Source organism: Paenarthrobacter sp. NPDC090522 (assembly GCF_044769225.1).
In the GTDB taxonomy this organism is placed as follows: Bacteria; Actinomycetota; Actinomycetes; order Actinomycetales; family Micrococcaceae; genus Arthrobacter.
Window position 1 is genome coordinate 57481 of the sequence record NZ_JBIVXL010000010.1, and the last position, 17522, is coordinate 75002.

The following is a 17522-nucleotide window of genomic DNA, read 5'->3' on the forward strand; positions in this document are numbered from 1 at the left end:
CGGCGGGAGAACTGTGGGGCTCATCTCATTGGCGTTCGTTTATGAAGGAAGTTGGTTGACCACTTCTTTGGTCTGAAAGTTAGGGCAGCCTACACTTAGTTCTGGCCCTGCGCACCCGGGCTGCCCCAACTTCGCCTGCCCCCCGTTCGCAGGCTCCCCGTACCTTAGGTGGTCTCATGCGTTTTTCGTTTCCGTCTGCCCTGTCCGCAGGGCTTGTGGCGGTCCTGTCGTTGTCCGGCTGCGGCTTTACGGGGACCGCGTCGTCCGGGTCAGCGCCCACCGTGGACAAGAACCAGCGCATCGTCGTCGACAACTTCCGCGCCCCGGTAGCGAATTGGGCCCTCGAAAGTGACGCTGCCTACATCCTCTCGCTCTCCGGCTGCTTGGAAACACTGACCCGGTACGACGAGTCGCAGGGCAAGATCGTGCCTTCCCTGGCTACTGATTGGAAGCAGGTTTCGCCGCTGGAGTGGGACTTCACCGTCCGCGAAGGAGTGAAATTCCAGGACGGGACTGCCTTGACGGCTGACACGGTGGTCGGGTCGCTGGACAAGGTCCTGAAGGCCGCGGTTCCGGCCCGCGCCTTCAACCCCAAGGTGGTCAGTTCGGTCAAGGCCGTTGACCAGCGCACCGTGCGGATCACCACCCCCACCGAAAGCCCGCTGGTTCCCTATCGCTTGGCCAGCGTCAACACGGGAGTCCTCTCCCCTGCAGCCTTCACCGGACAGGGAGTTGACCCGTTCGGTCACTGCACGGGACCCTTCACTCCCGTTTCGGAGAAGGCCAAGCAGTCTTTGACGCTGGACCGCAACGACTCGTACTGGGGTGGGGAAGTCCAGTTGGCAGGGGCGGAGGTCAGGTTCGTGACCGACGGCGCCACCCGCGCCACCCAGGTGAGGACGGGCGAAGCCGACATCTCGATGTCGATTCCGGTCTCCGCGCTGTCCTCCTTGGAAACGGACCCGAACGTCAAGGTCCTCAAAGCTGACTCTCCGCGGACGGCGACGCTCTACATGAACAACGCCAAGGCGCCGTTCGACAACGTCAACTTCCGCAAGGCCATCACGTCGGCACTTGACCTTGAATCCCTGGCAGCCAGCGTTTATGAGGGTGCGGCAGTCGCGTCCACCGGACCGTTCGCCCAGTCCGAACCGTGGGCAACCGAGGCCTCGGGTGCTCCGAAGTTCGATGTGGAGAACGCCCGGAAGCTGCTCACCGAGGCCGGCTACACGGCCGACCGCCCGCTCGAGGTCATTGCCATTGTTGAACGCGCGGAGTTTGCCGATGTCGCCACCGTCATCCAGGACAACCTGAAGGCCGTGGGTGTTCCGGTCAGCATCGTGACCAAGGAATATGCCGCCGTCGAACCGGATCTGCTCGCCGGGAAGTACGACATGGTCTTGAGCCAGCGCAACCGGCTGATCGACATTGCCGATCCCATCGGGTTCCTCACGGCCGACTACACCTGCGAGGGAACCTACAACCTTAGCCACTTCTGCAACAAGGAATACGACGCCGTTATCGCCAAGGCGGCAAAGACCACTGATGCGCAAGAGCGTTACAAGCTCTACTCGGAAGCCGGAACGATTCTGCGCGACCAGGCAGTAAACGTCTGGCTGGTGAACGAACAAGCCATCGACGCCGTCCGTGCCGATGTGCAGGGCCACACCCAGGACCCGTTGGCCCGTTACGTCGTCCGCAGCAGCACAGCCAAACCCGCTTCCTGACCGCTGTGGCACTACCCGTCCCCTGGTTGTGGCGCCCATGATGGCATTCGTCGGCAAGAGGACGGCCGCTCTGGCAGCCGCTGTCCTCTTGTCCTCCTTCGCCGTATTCCTGATCCCGTACGTAACCCCCGGCGATCCGGTACGAAAGATCATTCGCTCACGCGTCTCCGGGGAAATCATTGACGACTCCGCCGTCACCGCGCTGGCCGCCGAACTCGGGTTGAACGATCCGCTCTGGACCCAGTACCTGCGTTGGCTGGGACGCCTGGTTACCGGGGACATGGGGCTGTCCTATACCAGCCGGACACCGGTAGCGGATCAGGTCTTCCCGGCTTTCGGCATCACGCTCACGCTGGTCATCCTGGCCCTGGGAACGGCAGCAGTGCTTGCCCTCGTGCTTGGCGTCGTGTCCGCGATCCGTCACGGGCGGACCGCCGACCGGGTGATCACGGCTTTGACCCAGGCTTTCATCGCCATCCCCGAATACTGGCTGGCGCCAGTCCTTGTGCTGGTGTTCGCGCTGCAGCTCTCGTTGGTGCCGTCTGCAGGTTGGGCCGGCCCTGCCTCGGCGATCCTTCCAGTGGCGGTCCTTGCCCTGCGGCCCACCAGTTACTTCACCTCCGCCGTTCGAGAAGGAGTGTTGGAGGCGATGCAGGCCGAACATGTCGGCGCGGCACGCAGCCGAGGGGTAACCGCGGCACAAACCATGTGGCGGCACGTGATCCCCAACAGCCTGCTGCCGCTGACCACGTTGGTTGCCGTGTGGTTCGCCGGCTTGCTGGGTGGCTCCGTGATCGTGGAGGTCATGTTCGCGATACCCGGCATGGGAAGGCTGCTGTTTGACGCCGTGGTCAACAGCGATATCCCCGTGGCCCAGGGTGCCGTGGTCCTGATCGTGGCCCTGGCCGTCACCCTGACCACAGCGGCGGACCTCGTCCACACCATCCTCAATCCCCGAATGAGGCACTCCCTTGCCTAAACTCCCCAAAAGGTTGTGGATCGCCTCATCCCTGCCGGCTCTTATTGTCCTGGCCGTCCTCCTCGCCCCGTGGATCATGCCCTACGCTCCCGAGGCCCAGAACCTATCTGCCAGACTGGCCCCTCCCAGTGCAATCCATTGGTTAGGCACGGACCATCTGGGGCGCGACGTCCTCAGCAGGCTGCTGGACGGAGGCCGGTTTTCCCTGACGCTCGCCGCTCTCGCCACCATAACGACGGCGGTGATCGGTACCGCCGTCGGCGTGCTCAGCGCCCGTCGGCGCGGATGGATCGATGAGTTCTTCACCCGAACCAACGACGTGCTGCTCGCCTTGCCCGAGATGGTCATCGCTTTGTTCCTGGTCGCTGCCCTCGGCACCGGCTACCACTCACTGTTGCTGGCCTTGACGCTGACCGGCTGGACCCCCTTCGCCCGGCTGGCCCGTGCGCTCACCTTGGACGTTTCAGCCCGCGGTTTCATCGAGGCCGCCCAGGTGCTGCGCTGCTCCCCTGCCTTCATCGTCCGGCGCCACATCCTTCCGCACCTCGCCGGGCCCTTGCTCGGGCAGGCCACGCTCCGGTTCGGACAGTTCCTGATCAACGTCGGAGCCCTGTCCTACCTTGGGCTGGGAGTGCAGCCCCCGCAGTCTGACTGGGGGTCCATGCTGGCGGCAGCCCAACCCTACGCGCTGAGGGCACCCATGACCATCCTGGCACCTGGGCTCGTCATTTTTGCCGTGGCCCTGTCCGTCACCCTCATCGGCCAACACGTGCTCCGGTCCTCCACGCGTCGCGCGCCATCGCGGCCCACGGCACCGGAACGGGAGCCATCGCATGCCTGAACCACTCGTCGTCGAGAATCTCAGCGTGAGCCACCACCGCCCAGGCGCGCGTGACGGAACAGCGGACCCGATCCTCCGCTCGGTCGACCTGACTGTGGCACCGGGTGAATTCGTCGCGATCGTCGGCGCCTCGGGCAGTGGGAAGACGATGACCGCCCGGGCGGTGATGGGCCTGCTCCCCCACCAAGTCCGCGTTGACAGCGGAGCCATCACGCTGGGCGGAACCGACCTTGTGAACGCCAGTGAAACCGAACTCAACAAGGTTCGTGGTGGTCGGATCGTGATGCTCCACCAACAGCCCAAGCGGATGTTCAACCCCCGCTTGCGGATCGGCCGCCATGTGGCTGAGCCGCTGAAGCTCCATCGCGGCATACGCCGCGGCGAGGCCAAGAAAACCATCCTTGAACTGCTGGCCGAAGTTGGGTTCGACGATCCGGCCGCCATCGCCGCAGCATTCCCGCACGAGCTTTCCGGAGGCATGGCCCAACGTGCCATGATGGCCGTTGCGTTGGCTGGCCAGCCCGGCCTGCTGCTCGCCGACGAACCGACCTCTGCCCTGGACAAAGTCCTGGAACGGCAGATCCTGCAACTCATCGACCGCCAGCGCCACAACCGTGGCCTCGGCGTCCTGTACATCACCCACGATCTCTCCACCGCTGCTGCCTTCGCGGATCGGCTGATCGTCATGGACCGTGGCAGGATCGTGGAAACCGGGACCGCCCAGCAAGTCCTCAACACACCCCGGACCGACACCAGTAAGGCCCTGGTGGCCGCCTCTGCCCTCGTGCGCGCGGAAGGCGCCGCAACCGCAGTCGAGCATCGCGTGGTACTGGACCTTCAAGGCGTCACCAAACGCTTTCGCCGGAAGGCCTCCCCGGCATTGGACGATGTGTCCCTGCAGTTGCGCCAAGGCGAAATTCTTGGAGTGCTTGGCCAGTCCGGGTCCGGGAAGAGCACCATCGCCCGCCTGCTCGTCCAACTCGGCACACCGGACGCCGGGACCATCAGCGACACCAGCGACGGCGGCATCCAGCTGGTCTTCCAGGAACCCCACGACGTCTTCGACCCAAGGCTGACCCTTCGCCGAAGCCTTGAAGCACCGCTGCTGAACCGCCGGGGACTCTCCGGCGGTGATTGCACGGCTGAGGTGGAACAGGCAGTCAGGGACGTGGAGCTCCACCCGGAGATCCTCGACAGGTACCCCGGCCAATGCTCCGGCGGCCAGCTGCAACGGCTCACCATCGCCCGCGCCCTCCTGACGAAGCCCAGTGTGCTGATCTGCGACGAAGCTACTTCCGCGCTGGACACCGTCACCCAGAAGAAGATCCTGGACTTGCTGATCCGGCTCCACCGGGACAAGGACATGACCCTGATGGTCATTTCCCACGACCTGAACGTGATCCGCTACATGAGCCACCGGGTGGCCATCCTCCACCAAGGCCGGCTCGTAGAGGTTTCCTCCACCACGGACTTCTTCGCCAGGCCCCAACACGAGCACAGCAAACAACTGCTCGCCGCGACCTCGCCTCGCCCCGGGGCCACGCCGCAAAACGCTCCATCTGCCGGCGCATGAGATCCGTGCCCCGCACCAAGGACACCCGGACGTTATTGGCCGCCCAGCTGGTGTTCAACATCGGTTTCTACGCTGTAGTCCCCTTCCTTGCCGTGGCCATGCGCGATGACTTTGGGATGCAGGCGGCCGCTATCGGGCTTGTCCTTGGAGCAAGGACCTTCAGTCAGCAAGGCATGTTCCTGGTGGGCGGACTCCTGGCCGACCGGTGGGGAACCAAACGCGCCATGCTCCTGGGGTGCCTGGTCCGGATCAGCGGCTATGCCACGCTGGCAGCAGCTACTGATTTTCCCTTGTTCCTGGTGGGCGCCATCCTCACCGGCGCCGGCGGCGCAATGTTTTCCCGGCCCTCGAATCACACCTCTCCCGGGCCGATCTGGAGGTCGGCGGGAACCTGGCCCCGGGGCAAACCCGGCGACGTTCGGTTTTCGTGTGGCTGGCCATCACCGGAGAAATCGGTGCGGTCCTGGGACCGCTGCTCGGCGCGGCCCTGATGGGCTGGGGCTTCGGTGCCACGCTCGGACTCGGCATCGCCGTGTTTGCCGTGTTCACCGTGGTCCTCTGGATCCGCTTGCCGTCCATTCCAGCCAACGCAGCCCGCACACCTGGATCCGCTGCGAACAGCCACGGCCGGAACCACCCCCTCGGCTGCCTGCGCAACCGCCGGTTCGTCGCGTTCTGTGCACTGGCCAGCGTCAACATGCTCGCCTACAACCAGCTGTACTTCCTCATACCGTTGGAATTGGACCGGCAAGGACTGGATAGTTCGTGGCTCGCCGTACTCTTCCTCATTGCGTCTGCGCTCACGATCGTCTTGCAACTGCCCGTTTCCGCCGCCGTGCGCCGCATCGGTGAGTCACGGGCCATGCCGGTGGGTTTCCTGCTGCTGGCCGCCGCTTTCGCTGCCGCATGCTACGGGCAGGTAGCCGCGTCTTCGGCGATTCCCCTCGTAGTGGTAGTGGTCCTCCTGATTCTTGGCCACATGACCCTCAGGCCAACCATCCTTGCGGCCATCCCTGGATTCCTGGCTCCTGGAGATACAGCGGGACGGGGCGCCTACTACGGGCTCGCCGCCAGCTGCGGCGGCATCGCTGTGCTGCTGGGCAACGCTGCCATCGGCCAACTCCGGCACTGGGCGGAGAACGGCGGGTGGGCAGGAGCGCCGTGGATACTCCTCATCGGCGCTGCGGTGCTTCCGGCGGTCCTCCTGCCCAGGGTGCTTCCAGTGCGGACGCAGTCTGTGGCTGTGCCGGTTGGTGACAAGGCCTCTTGAACACAGCGGGGCGGCGTGGGTGCCGAGGGGTTGCGGGGCGTCAGGTCGGGGTGGCCCCCAAGCTGTGACTCACGGCTGACGGGGGATTTTGGCCGTGGACGATGCGCCAAGTACTTTGGACTTCCTTCCTGCTGCCTCCACAGTCCGCAGTGAACGCAAACTTGTGGTCAAGGACGCGGTCCGGGTCGCGTTCTTGGTGCACAACGCAGGCGGCTGGTCCAGCCTGCCATGCGCCGAGAATACGGACATCTCCGGTCCAGTAAGCGGCGACCGCCTTGACGAGGCATCAGCCACACCCATGTCGTTCATCTGACCAGCTAACTACGGGTTATTGCGCGATTTTCGTGTCCAATGACGTCTCATCCAAACGCCGATAACGGATATTCCGTAAAGCTGGACAGTGGCGTGGGTCTGCGCTGGTGTGGGGACCTCCGGTTGGCGTGGGGTCCTGGGCGTGTCAGTCTCGGAGGACCGCTCGTACCGCTGCTGCGGCGTGGAGGTCGGGCAGTATTTCTCTTCTTCGTCGATCCGCGTCGTAGAAGTCGTGGGCGGCCTGCGTGGTGATGCCAAGCGCTTCGCCGATCTGGTCCACGTCGCCGGCTTCCCGGGCTGATTTCATGACGTACCAGCGCCTGCCCGTGAGTAGCTCGACGGCTTTGGCGTTCGCACGCAGTGCCTCCAGCGCGGCGACTTCCGATACTGCGGTCAGGAAGTGTGCTGCGGCCTCACACGCTGATCGCCGCCGGTGGCGGAAATTTCTCACCGGGTCTCGCCACGGTTGAAGTCTTCCCATGCGCTGTTCACTTCGTGGACATCCCGCTGCTGAGCTTGCTCGATAGCTTCACCATCTATGAAGTCGATCAGAAGTGTTTTCTCCCTGTAGCGTGACACTGTCCCCGCTTACAGGTGACTCCATTAGCGAAGGGCAACGACCGTGGTGAGCTACAGCGAGCAAACGCGAATGGATATGCAGTGGCGCCCGACCTACATGGAACTGCCGAACAAAACGGTGGGCGTTGATGCAAGCGCAAGGTCGGTAAGGGCCAACCCATTCGCCCGGCCGGATGAAGATGCCATATCGGACCATGTCCAGGAGTTCTTGCGGCGTGCTGGGATCGCCTGCCAGACGGCGGTTCCACTGGGACTGGGCGCGTCCGCCGGTGGCCCCGGGATGGGCACGATGGATGCACTCTCGTGGTTCATGAAGCCAATTGGCATTGCTATTCAGGTAGTGAAGTTTCTCTTGGGTTGGCGCGACCGGCTTGCAGCGCTGGAGCGTCGCAAGCTCCTACCTCAGATGGTCGTCACGCTAGTCGCCGATCACATCGAGCCATGCAGGACGGGCCCCAGCGAGTGGCAGGACATGGCTCGTCTTTTGTTACTCATCCTCCCGGACCTTCAGAAGGATTTAGAGTCGGCGTTTCCCGGTTGTAATTTCCGATACAAGTTCTACGCTCGCGGCCGGAAGATCCCGTACGTCCTGCTCCGCGCGGGCAATGGCTTGTCCGTGACTGATAGCCACGTCCTGCAGATGCTTAAGCACCTCGACCGAGATGCCGCGTCTCTCACCTTGTTCCATTGTGAGGGTTGGTTTGCTTTTCCTAGGGTCGTCGCGTCAGCTTCGAAGGTTTGAGCCAGCGAGAAACAGCCGCTTAACCCCGAGGGGAGAACTGGAAACGGAACAGGGCCTGTAGAGCAATCGCGGGCCGAACCGCGATTGCGCCTTCAGTGTGCATTCCGGTGGATTTGCTAGTTTCGGTTGAGCAACCAGGCAACACCTGCCGGAGCAAATGACTGGCGGGGCATTGTGCCCGCGTCCTCAGCAGCCGCCAGCTGACTGCATGCCACTTGGAGGTTTGTGGGCGAACCAGTGCTGCGCACCCTGGGCACCCAGGCGCCCTCGCGCTGGCGTTCTCTGATGAGGGACCATTCAAACTCGGCGCGAAGGAACCTATGACCGAAAGCATGAGGTTGGCGATGGGGGAGTCCACCGACGCGGTCTTGAAGCCGCCCCCAGCAGATTTTTCTCGAAAGCATCTTCTAGGATGGCGCGCCGGTACGATCGTTGGATGTGGCCAAAGGATGGAAGCACCCCGCGTGACGCGTTTGTAGGAGTTGACTTCACTGTCGAAATTCGGAGACCGGGAGTGTTTGATCACTCTCGGCTTGAGGCCGCAGTTGAGAGGGCTATTTCGGAATTCTTTGAAGAGCGGAACATTCTTGCCCGCCCCTGCTTTGTGGGCGGCCTGGGCGCTACAGCCGGTGACTGGCTGATCGAAATGCTCAACTGGGTTCGAGAAAATTGGGAGATTCTCACCGGGGTGGTGGCGGCTCTTTCAGGGGCCGTTTACAAGGTCAAGCGATTAGTTGCCCGAGAGCGACAACGCCTGACGGACGGAGTCATAGATCCCTATCGCCCCGCGATTGTGGTCACCGTATCTCCTCGTACCGGCATCCTCGATGAGGATGCGAGTGATGAAGATCGTGAAGCCTTCCCCGTCGTTGTATCGCTGCTTCCTGGGTTGCATGCGGCTCTCGCGGCTGAGGTCCCTACCCACGATTTCTCTCTTCGAGCCCTTCGCCGAGGGAGAATCGGCTCAATAAACGCGTTCTTCAAACTGAAGTCAACGACCGACCGCGACGTCGCCCTGATGCTGCGAAAGATTGAACAGCTCGATAAGAAGAAAGTTCCTGCTCCCACGGTCTTGCTTTATAAACAATTCGGACTTTTTCGCCGCTTTGAGGTGAGTAACAAACCGGCTGACTTCTACCGGCTCATTCTTCGATAGATGGCTCGTTCGATCCCAACAGCTAGAGGCCTTGTAGCGCGATAGTTTGCCGGGACGCAAGTGCTTTCGGCGGGATCCGCAACCGATACGTTTCAGGCATCGGCATTCTAGATTGGTTGCCCCGACACGCCAGAACACTGGCTTACCTTATCCAGCACCGCCGGACTCTCGCCGTCGTGGGTGCATCTTCCTCGTGCGACGGTCAGGGAAACAAGTGGGGGCGCGTGGACACAGTAGTTGGACTCAATCAAGCCGGCCGCTGCGGGACGGCCATGCCAGTGTTGCATTCAGTGAGACGGACACCGGCTGGGCCGCACACGGTCGATCTGTGGCCTCGAGGGGATCGATCAAATCGCTCGACTCTTGCTCAGTGGGGGCAGCCCATCGGGATGGAGCTTCCGGGATCGGCAATACGGCGTCCGCCTGCTACTGCACTTTTGCGCGGGACGGTTACTGGTGGGTGAATGACGTTGGTCTTAGGTGGATCGGGCGAACGGTGCGACATGTCTTTCTTCACCGAAAGGCTCAAACCAGTGCTCGAAGGCCATGGGTGCAAGCCGGAACGCTTGGGTGAGTTGCGCATCGTGCTGGAAGCCATCCAGGCTGGGGTCGTAGAGCATCTCGCTGTCGGTGTCCTCGAGCATCCTGTCGGTTAGCCTGCCCCGCCAATCCGGTTCCAGGCTAAGGTCGAGGCTATCTACGATGAGTTCGACTTTGTCGAGGAGGCACCGAACGGCGAGTTCCTGGGCAACGCAGCTGGGCATGGTCCATTCACCTGCGAGTTTGGTCGTTAGATCAGCGGCGACGAGGAGGAAACGGCGGGCGAAGAGCCCGGTGTACTTGGTGGCGTATTGGGGCGGAAGGCTCCACAGAACCTGTGTTTCCTCGATGTCATCGTGCGTGATCTGGTTTTGGCCGTAAAGGGCGATGAAGTCCTCGAAGATCTCGTCGATGAGGATGATGGAGGCTTGCCAGAGCGCTCCGGCGAGCTTGCGGGCACGGTCCAGCCCGAGGTGCCGTTCCTGCTTGGGTAGCCCGGCCATCCACTCGAGTGTCTCGGCGTCCAGTTCGGCACGCTCCTCCTTGGAGAGGCTGTCCGGATGAGGCACATCCCCGAGGTCCCGCAGGGTCAGCCCTTTGAGGCGGTCCGCGTCCTCATACAGTTCCGCAGCCGCGCTGCCGTCCGTGTCCATGCCCCTGATGCTACCGTCCACCCCGGACCCGGTTTGATGTCGATTGAGCGACCGGAACGTAGCCATCCAACAATCGGGGGCGACGCGGGTCAGTCACCTTGCCCGCCAATCCCCGGACTGGTTCAGCCGGAGACTGGTCCCGTGGGTGGTTTTGGTCCGCGCCGGAAGATTCGGACATAGAAGTCGCCCTCGGGGCGGCCGGTCAGAGCACTTGCCGCGTCCAGCACCATCGCTTTGACCTCGCTGAGCTTCCGGGCCTGGGTATGGAGCCCGTCGATTTCGGGAACCTCGATGACCCACCATTTTCCGCCGCGGTGGCATTGTGCCGTGATATCCATGGCCGGATTCTACGTCTGTGGGGCCATTACGGCGTTGTGCCGGGTTGCTGCTGCCCGCACGAGCCGGTGTCATCGCGTGCTCTCGAGGAGTCCCGCGATGGCGCGTTCGGTGGCATCAGCACCGTCTTGCAAGGATTGGGGCATGAGGTGCCCATAGACCTCTTCGGTGCTCCTTACGGAGGCGTGGCCGAGCCGACAGGAGAGCGCGAAGAGCGACATGGCACTCTGGATCAGCCACGAAGCGTGAGTATGCCTGAGGTCATGGATCCGGGGTGTCTTGGCCAAACCCAGGGCCTGGCCTTTGAGGACGGCCAGCACCCAGTAGTCCTGCCAGAACGGACTGTGGGCGATGCGTTGACCGCGGGGTGTGCCCATCGCCGGTATTACCACCTCGACCAAGGCGGGGTTAAGTCCGAGGGTGTTGGACCGATGTCATAGCTGGACTGTCCGTCGCGTTTCCAGGCTTTGTTGATGCGGGCCGTCGGCGGATTTGATAGCAGGTTGATATCAGCGACGGTGAGGGTGCTCGCTTCACCGAATCTGATTCCGGTCATGACAAGGAACTGTGTGAAGGCTCTAAAGGGCTGGTCCATGTTGTCAAGCAGCAGCTTGTATTCGGCGTGAGTGAGGAACAGGGCCGCGTCGTCAATCCGTTCCACGGCAGGCAGGGGGATGCGCTGGCAGGGGTTCCGGTCGATGTAGCCGAGCCGCACGGCGGTGGTCATGGCCGAGGAGAGCAGGCCGTGCATGTTGTGGATGCTTTTCGGTGCGGCGCCGGCGGCATTTGCAAGTGCTGGCACGCCAATTGGTGATGCTGAATACAGAATGTCATGCTTAGGACCGCTTCGAGCCACCTATAGAATAGGCAACTCCTGTTGACTTACTGATGCATCCGCACTCCAGCGGGTCGCCGTTTCGGAGTCTTAATCATGACACTGTCAATCGCCTGGATTCGAAGCGTGGGAGACGTTGAGGAACTCGTTTTTGCCTCAGATAGCCGGCTTCGAAACGGGCAAGCGTGGGACTGTTGCCCCAAGATAATGTCCCTACCCCGGTCGGACTGTCTCATCTCGTTCGCGGGGGATACGCAATACGCTTACCCGCTCATGCTACAAATGGTCCAAGCTATAGACATGTACACGCCCTCCAGCGACCGGAGAACAGATATTACTGTCGCTAAGCGGCATGCACTCGAAGTCTTCAACCAGATGCGTTCTTTGATTCACGACTTTCCTCACGGCGTCTCAAGCGCTGGCGACCCCGAGGCTGGTTTTCTGTTCGGCGGTTATTCGTGGCGCCAGCAAGATTTTCTTATCTGGCAACTCCACTATGATGCCTCAATTGATAGGTACACTTTTCGTCCTGTCCACAAATGGGCAAAGGGTAACTCAAGGAAAGCCATCGCATTCACAGGCGACGTGTAAGTCGAAGCTAAGAGCCGGCTCATAACCGTACTAAGAGAGCGCGGGAAGCTCCGGGATAGAGGATTCGACATGGAACCCTTCGAGGTTCTCCGCGACATGATCAGGTCCAACGAATTCCCCACTGTCGGTGGCGCTCCCCAGGTGGCGAAGGTCTACAAGTTCCTTCGATCCCAGCATTTTGCCGTGCGGTGGCCTGATGGCGGAGGCCTTCCCCATGCTTTGGGCCGACCAGCGTTGACTCACGCCAGTGTTGAGGGGGAGCCCCCCGTACCATATGAGCGATTTGACGTACCTGTAATTGACCCTGATAGCCCAGACCGCCACTATAAGCACAGCAAAGAACTAGAACTTACCCCAGACGAAGCAGTCGGGGATGCTCCGGTATAGGGAATACGTGGTGTGCGGAAGAGGCGCCAAGCCGTAGTGGCGTCTCTGCGGATTGAAGGTGGGCGTATTCCTCGCTATGAAGAGGGTCGTTCAGTTACTTCGGTGGCCATGGCCCGTCGAGGAGCTGCCTCGCTTCATCGACGATTAGCTGACCGATATCGTTTCGGCTGATGTTCCAAGACGGCGTCCATTCTTCCCACTCGCTCATTAGGCCTAGGAAGGGCCGGAGCGCGTCGGGATATCCAAGTTCGTTCCACCCCTCCCACCAGATGATGCGAGCCGCGTACTCGGGTTTCAGGTCCCCGTCTACCAGCGCCTGGCAGAGCCATCGGACCAAGTTCCAGCGTTCTGGCGTGGTCTTTGCGGGTGTCGGCGGTGCAATGTTCAATTCATTCACAACTGCGTTGAACAGATCATGTGCCTCGCCTTCCTCCCGCCGCGTAAGACCAGCAAGGAGTGGCAGAGATGGAGAATCTACGCCATCCAACAGTGCGCTGAGAGCTGTTGCAATCAACACGTCGGCGCCCACAATTTCCTCGTAGAGGGCTTCCCGGATGGCAAGCACGCGGAGATCGTTTGTATGCGTCATAGGACGAGTTTCGCAGAGGGCGTGACCGCGTCGACGTTTAAGCGCGGTTCGGGCTTTGGTTCGTCGGTTGACGTAGAAACCCGCCAAAGATTTGAATCAATGATTCATCGGATGCATCATCACGGCAAAACTGCAGTTCAGGGGCGCTTCTTACGACGTCATCCACGCGCAAAGCATCACCAGCGCATCAGCAGGATCTCCCGGCGAGGCCAACTGGTCGCCGAGATTCCGCGGAATCACACGGCGATTCGGCAGATCCCGGCAGGGTCAGGGAATAGGGCGGATTGATTCATCTGATGAGATACGCAGAGTACAGCTTGACATAAGGCCGGTTATCGGCGTTCAACTAGCGGGAGTAGAAGCAGTTGCCAGAACTCCCGTCCATCAACGGATCCAAGCGTTTCCGCTGACCAGCGCTCGACAGTGTCCTTGATTCCACATCCACGGGATGCCGTCGGGTATTGGCGCCCTTTTAGCAAAAGGAAGCATGTGGTTGGTTGACGGCGCTCCATGCCGCTGGGCCCTCACGGTCGCTTGGCCATCTCCACTTCGGCCCACCGGCCGACGCTCGCGAGGTGGATCGTTGCTAGACACTTCCGATGCGAGGGCGGACCGTGCGGTAGGCGAATTCCACGAGGTAGTCGTTCAGGGCGTGGCTGGCCTTTTCGGCTTTCTCGGCGTCCCGCTCCAGAATGCACCGGAGAATGCTGGCATGAAGTTCTGATCCCTGGCTGATTTCTACTTGCTCGTCTCTCACGTGGGTGATCCAGAATCGGCGGGAGAGCCCCTGAAGTGGCGCCATGGCATCGGCGAGATATTCGTTGTGGCTCGCAGCCACGATCATAAGGTGGGTTTCCTTGACCGTTTCAAGGTACTGCCGAAGGGTGAACTGATCCGCTTCCAGCAGCCCGACCATGTCCTGCATCGCCTTGCGTTCGGTATCGGTAGCAGCCGGGCAAGCCAGCTGGACGGCTAGCGATTCAAGCACCCTGCGCAGTTCAAGCATGCGCAACTGGGCCTCGACGGAAGCCGGCGGAACCAGCACACCCTTGTTCGGGTGGATCTCCACCAATCGGTTCCGTGCCAACTGCTGCAGCGCTTCCCTGACAGGGGTCCGCCCGAGGCCGGTCTTCTCCATCAGGACGGCCTCCGAGACGAGCGAGCCCGGCGCCAGTTCCTGGAAGACGATAAGGCGTTCGATCTCGTCGTAGGCCTGGGCGGCCTTTCCCTGCTGCATCATGGCACCACTCTATCGGAACCCCTTGCACAACCGATATATTGGTCGCATACTGGTCAAGCGCGCACCGCAAATCTTTCCAACTTCCTACAGATTCGAGGTCTGCAATGGCGAAGACCGTTACCGTTGAGCGGCGCTCCATTGACTTCATCCCACCCGAAGAACGGCATGGGAAACCGAGGAGCCTCTTGTTCGTGTGGTTCGCCGCGAACACTTCCATTACGGCGGTGGTGACCGGGGCGTTGTTCGTCATCCTCGGCAACAGCGCGCTGTGGTCCATTCCGGCGATCATCCTGGGCAACGCTGTTGGCGGGTTCTTCACCGCCCTCCACTCGGCGCAGGGCCCCAGGCTCGGTGTTCCGCAAATGATTCAGAGCAGGGCCCAGTTCGGATACTTCGGGGCCATCCTGCCCCTCGTTCTGGCTCTGATGATCTACGTCGGTTTCTACGCCACCGGGCTGGTCCTTGGCGGTCAGGCGATCGGCACTCTACTCCATGTCCCCGCGGAGGTGGGCGCCATGGTCTTCGCGCTGATGTCGACGACCCTGGCGATCATCGGCTACCGCTACATCCATAAGTTCTCCCACATCGCCGCTGTCCTGAGCGCCGTGGTGTTCGTGATTCTTCTCATCCGCATCATGGCCGACGGAAACATCGGAACCGTGACCGAAACGAATGCCTTCGATGGCGCGGCGTTTGTCTTGGGGGTCTCGCTGTCAGCATCATGGCAGCTTACGTTTGGGCCATACATTGCCGACTACTCACGCTACCTGCCCGAGAACACACCCAAGCGGGCCACGATCGGCTGGACCTTCCTTGGCAGCGTCCTGGGCGGTTCACTCGCCATGATCCTCGGTGCCCTCGCCGCGGCACTCGGCGGCGAGGGCTTCGGCCACGATCAAGTGGGTTACCTCGCCGGACTGGGCGGCGCGATCTGGCCGCTGGTCCTGCTCGCGGTCATCTGCGGCAAGCTCACCGGCAATACGCTCAGCTCCTACGGCGGCTATATGTCCCTGGCCACCATCATCACGAGCCTCACGCGGCAAGACAGGGTCAGCCCACGCCAACGATCGCTCTACGTTGTGGCAATCTCGGCGGTCTCATTGGCGATCGCCCTGGCCGCTACTGACAACTTCCTAAACAACTTCACCAACTTCCTGCTGTTCCTGCTCTACTTCATGACCCCATGGTCGGCCATCAATCTCGTGGACTACTACTGGGTCAGAAAAGAGCGCTACAACATCGCCCAACTCTTCCTCCGCGACGGTGAATACGGCCGCTTCAACAGGGGAGCCTTCATGGCCTACGCCATTGGCGTGCTGATCCAGATTCCCTTCATGAACAGCACCCTCTACGTCGGCCCCATAGCCAACTGGCTCGGCGGCGCCGAGATCGCCTGGCTCATCGGCCTCGTCGTCGCCGGCGGCCTCTACTACGCGACCTCCCGCACCACCCGGAACCGACCGGGATCATCCTCACCAACGCCCGAATTCGCGCAGGCCGAGACCACCGTCCCGGCAACAGCAAACACCAGCACCAGTACGAAGGAAACCTCATGAAGTACGATCCCGCGCAAGAACGCAGCCCACTGCCCTACTCCCCCTTCAAGAGCTGCACCGTTCCGCGTCCCATCGGTTGGCTCTCTAGCATCAGCCCCGACGGGGTGGAGAACCTCGCCCCCTACAGCCAGTGGCAGAACCTGACCTTCGACCCGCCCATGGTGATGTTCTCCGCCAACCAGTACCCGGACGGTCGCAGAAAAGACACTGTCCTGAACGCTGAGCAGACAGGGTGGTTCGTGTGGAACATGGCCACCTACGACCTCCGCGAGGCCGTCAACATCAGCGCCATGGCTCTGCCGTTTGAGGAAAACGAATTCGACCGTGCCGGCATCACCAAGCGCTACGCGGAGCTCTCCCCCACGCCTATGGTGGCCGAAAGCCCGGTCCACTTCGAATGCCGCTACCTTTCGACCCACCGCATGACCGGGAACTCCAACGTCGGCACCATCGACATCGTCTTCGCCCAGGTCGAACGCATCCACATCAACGATCAAGTCCTGACCCCCGACGGCCGACTCAACATACAAAAAATCAGGCCGCTCGCCAGGATGGGGTACCACGACTACACCTCCATCACCGAGACATTCGAGATGAAGATCCCCCACGCCTCCGAGGACGAAGCCTACGGCCTGGCCGGCCAACCTGCCTGAACAACCCCGGCACGCGGCCTCTGCTCGACACCGGGCAGAGGCCGCCAACGGCACAGAGGCTAGCCGTAGGGTTTCGCCCAGAACTCGTTTGGCTGGGAGGATCAGGTAAACGATGAAGAACGCCTCGGCCCTGAGGGTAGAACTTGGATGGTTGTGGTGAGTGCGGCGTCGGCCTACATTGGTCGCCATGGACTCCGAGGATGCTTCCGGTGGTTTTGAGCAACTCCATGAGCTGATAACCAGCACCAAAGACGTCAAGGGCTTCTTGGACGGACTGGCCATCTTCGCGTCGGCCGCGATGACCAAAGCCACCAATGAGAATATCCAATGCGCGGTCACCCTGCGCCGACGTAAGACCCGGACTACCATCGCGGGCAGCAGCCAGGAAGCTGTGACGTTGGATGCAATCGAACAGTCCTTGGATGATGGTCCGTGCGTCGAGGCGATGCGCATAGGGCGCCCGGTACTCCTGACAGATGTTGCTGTCGATCAGCGGTGGCCCGCCTACTCGGCCACGCTCGCTGCGGCAGGCTGCGCCAGTGTCCTGGGAGTGCCGTTGGAGCTGGACGGTGATGCGGCAGCCGTGCTGAACCTTTTCGCACCAAGGCCCGGCGTGTTCACCAACTCCGTTATCAGCGCAGCTGAAGTCTTCGCGGACATGGCCCGCCGTACCCTGGAAATCTCCGTGCGTCTGACCCAAGCGGACCAGTTGGCAGAAAATCTGCGGGCGGCCATGGAAAGCCGCACGAGTATCGACGTGGCCTGCGGCATCATCATGGCTCAAAACCGCTGCACCCACGACGAGGCCTTCGAAATACTCCGCACGGCCTCCAGCCACCAAAACCGGAAACTCCATGACATCGCCAGCGACATCGTCGCCACCGTCAACCGCGACCGACCCCTTACCCATTTCGATCCCTGACAAACCAGCCCGGTCCACACAACCCATTGCCCCTGCCTACT

At 61.7% G+C, this 17522-nt stretch carries 20 protein-coding genes; 13 read left to right on the plus strand and 7 right to left on the minus strand.

Features of this window, described 5'->3' with window-relative positions; genetic code table 11:
• Nucleotides 1-176: 176 nt before the first annotated feature.
• From ACIQT2_RS14525 to ACIQT2_RS14555, 7 genes are all read left to right on the plus strand, one after another.
• The gene (locus ACIQT2_RS14525) at nucleotides 177-1727 is read left to right on the plus strand and encodes an ABC transporter substrate-binding protein (protein WP_402947629.1); all 1551 of its coding nucleotides are present in this window, start codon (nucleotides 177-179) and stop codon (nucleotides 1725-1727) included.
• A 37-nt stretch (nucleotides 1728-1764) separates the two neighbouring features.
• Nucleotides 1765-2706, plus strand: a complete 942-nt coding sequence (locus ACIQT2_RS14530) for an ABC transporter permease (RefSeq protein ID WP_400332758.1) — start codon at nucleotides 1765-1767, stop codon at nucleotides 2704-2706.
• Complete coding sequence (locus tag ACIQT2_RS14535; RefSeq protein WP_402947633.1) at nucleotides 2699-3547, plus strand: ABC transporter permease; 849 nt, start codon at nucleotides 2699-2701, stop codon at nucleotides 3545-3547. The genes ACIQT2_RS14530 and ACIQT2_RS14535 overlap by 8 nt, the downstream gene beginning before the upstream one ends.
• The gene (locus tag ACIQT2_RS14540; RefSeq protein ID WP_402947635.1) at nucleotides 3540-5120 is read left to right on the plus strand and encodes an ATP-binding cassette domain-containing protein; all 1581 of its coding nucleotides are present in this window, start codon (nucleotides 3540-3542) and stop codon (nucleotides 5118-5120) included. Before ACIQT2_RS14535 ends, ACIQT2_RS14540 begins: the two co-directional genes overlap by 8 nt.
• Nucleotides 5117-5611: an MFS transporter gene (locus ACIQT2_RS14545; RefSeq protein ID WP_402947638.1), complete on the plus strand. Its 495-nt coding sequence runs from the start codon at nucleotides 5117-5119 to the stop codon at nucleotides 5609-5611. The genes ACIQT2_RS14540 and ACIQT2_RS14545 overlap by 4 nt, the downstream gene beginning before the upstream one ends.
• Nucleotides 5548-6390 carry an MFS transporter gene (locus tag ACIQT2_RS14550; RefSeq protein ID WP_402947640.1) on the plus strand — a complete coding sequence of 281 codons (843 nt, stop codon included), beginning with the start codon at nucleotides 5548-5550 and terminating at the stop codon, nucleotides 6388-6390. The genes ACIQT2_RS14545 and ACIQT2_RS14550 overlap by 64 nt, the downstream gene beginning before the upstream one ends.
• Before the next feature lie 94 nt (nucleotides 6391-6484).
• On the plus strand, nucleotides 6485-6703 hold the full coding sequence (locus ACIQT2_RS14555) for a hypothetical protein (protein WP_402947642.1): 219 nt from the start codon (nucleotides 6485-6487) through the stop codon (nucleotides 6701-6703).
• A 144-nt stretch (nucleotides 6704-6847) separates the two neighbouring features.
• Here ACIQT2_RS14555 and ACIQT2_RS14560 read toward each other — a convergent pair whose 3' ends face one another.
• Entirely contained in the window at nucleotides 6848-7153 is a 306-nt protein-coding gene (locus ACIQT2_RS14560; protein WP_402947645.1) for a hypothetical protein, read from the minus strand.
• A gap of 171 nt (nucleotides 7154-7324) precedes the next feature.
• Between ACIQT2_RS14560 and ACIQT2_RS14565 the strand changes: the two genes are divergently transcribed.
• Both ACIQT2_RS14565 and ACIQT2_RS14570 read left to right on the plus strand, forming a co-directional pair.
• Complete coding sequence (locus tag ACIQT2_RS14565) at nucleotides 7325-8023, plus strand: hypothetical protein (protein WP_402947648.1); 699 nt, start codon at nucleotides 7325-7327, stop codon at nucleotides 8021-8023.
• Nucleotides 8024-8537: 514 nt separating this feature from the next.
• The gene (locus ACIQT2_RS14570; protein ID WP_402947650.1) at nucleotides 8538-9179 is read left to right on the plus strand and encodes a hypothetical protein; all 642 of its coding nucleotides are present in this window, start codon (nucleotides 8538-8540) and stop codon (nucleotides 9177-9179) included.
• A gap of 476 nt (nucleotides 9180-9655) precedes the next feature.
• Here the strand turns inward: ACIQT2_RS14570 and ACIQT2_RS14575 are convergent, their stop codons facing one another.
• The 4 genes from ACIQT2_RS14575 to ACIQT2_RS14590 all read right to left on the minus strand — a co-directional run bounded on the left by ACIQT2_RS14575 (nucleotide 9656) and on the right by ACIQT2_RS14590 (nucleotide 11510).
• Nucleotides 9656-10372: a hypothetical protein gene (locus ACIQT2_RS14575; RefSeq protein WP_402947653.1), complete on the minus strand. Its 717-nt coding sequence runs from the start codon at nucleotides 10370-10372 to the stop codon at nucleotides 9656-9658.
• Nucleotides 10373-10494: 122 nt separating this feature from the next.
• Nucleotides 10495-10710 (minus strand): type II toxin-antitoxin system HicB family antitoxin, encoded by a 216-nt coding sequence (locus tag ACIQT2_RS14580; protein WP_402947655.1) that lies wholly within the window; start codon nucleotides 10708-10710, stop codon nucleotides 10495-10497.
• A gap of 69 nt (nucleotides 10711-10779) precedes the next feature.
• Nucleotides 10780-11085: a tyrosine-type recombinase/integrase gene (locus tag ACIQT2_RS14585; protein ID WP_402947657.1), complete on the minus strand. Its 306-nt coding sequence runs from the start codon at nucleotides 11083-11085 to the stop codon at nucleotides 10780-10782.
• Between the two features lie 8 nt (nucleotides 11086-11093).
• On the minus strand, nucleotides 11094-11510 hold the full coding sequence (locus ACIQT2_RS14590; RefSeq protein WP_402947659.1) for a hypothetical protein: 417 nt from the start codon (nucleotides 11508-11510) through the stop codon (nucleotides 11094-11096).
• A 333-nt stretch (nucleotides 11511-11843) separates the two neighbouring features.
• Between ACIQT2_RS14590 and ACIQT2_RS14595 the strand changes: the two genes are divergently transcribed.
• The gene (locus tag ACIQT2_RS14595; RefSeq protein ID WP_402947662.1) at nucleotides 11844-12134 is read left to right on the plus strand and encodes a hypothetical protein; all 291 of its coding nucleotides are present in this window, start codon (nucleotides 11844-11846) and stop codon (nucleotides 12132-12134) included.
• Nucleotides 12135-12615: 481 nt separating this feature from the next.
• Here the strand turns inward: ACIQT2_RS14595 and ACIQT2_RS14600 are convergent, their stop codons facing one another.
• Together ACIQT2_RS14600 and ACIQT2_RS14605 are read right to left on the minus strand one after the other, a co-directional pair.
• Entirely contained in the window at nucleotides 12616-13110 is a 495-nt protein-coding gene (locus ACIQT2_RS14600; protein ID WP_402947664.1) for a hypothetical protein, read from the minus strand.
• A gap of 586 nt (nucleotides 13111-13696) precedes the next feature.
• A complete protein-coding gene (locus tag ACIQT2_RS14605) occupies nucleotides 13697-14350 on the minus strand; it encodes a GntR family transcriptional regulator (protein WP_402947667.1) in 654 nt (217 codons plus the stop codon).
• A 104-nt stretch (nucleotides 14351-14454) separates the two neighbouring features.
• Between ACIQT2_RS14605 and ACIQT2_RS14610 the strand changes: the two genes are divergently transcribed.
• The 3 genes from ACIQT2_RS14610 to ACIQT2_RS14620 all read left to right on the plus strand — a co-directional run bounded on the left by ACIQT2_RS14610 (nucleotide 14455) and on the right by ACIQT2_RS14620 (nucleotide 17481).
• Nucleotides 14455-15906: a purine-cytosine permease family protein gene (locus ACIQT2_RS14610; RefSeq protein ID WP_402947670.1), complete on the plus strand. Its 1452-nt coding sequence runs from the start codon at nucleotides 14455-14457 to the stop codon at nucleotides 15904-15906.
• Nucleotides 15903-16559, plus strand: a complete 657-nt coding sequence (locus ACIQT2_RS14615; protein WP_402947672.1) for a flavin reductase family protein — start codon at nucleotides 15903-15905, stop codon at nucleotides 16557-16559. The genes ACIQT2_RS14610 and ACIQT2_RS14615 overlap by 4 nt, the downstream gene beginning before the upstream one ends.
• A 187-nt stretch (nucleotides 16560-16746) precedes the next feature.
• Nucleotides 16747-17481, plus strand: coding sequence for an ANTAR domain-containing protein (locus ACIQT2_RS14620; protein ID WP_402947674.1), 735 nt, complete (start codon nucleotides 16747-16749; stop codon nucleotides 17479-17481).
• Nucleotides 17482-17522: the final 41 nt, after the last annotated feature.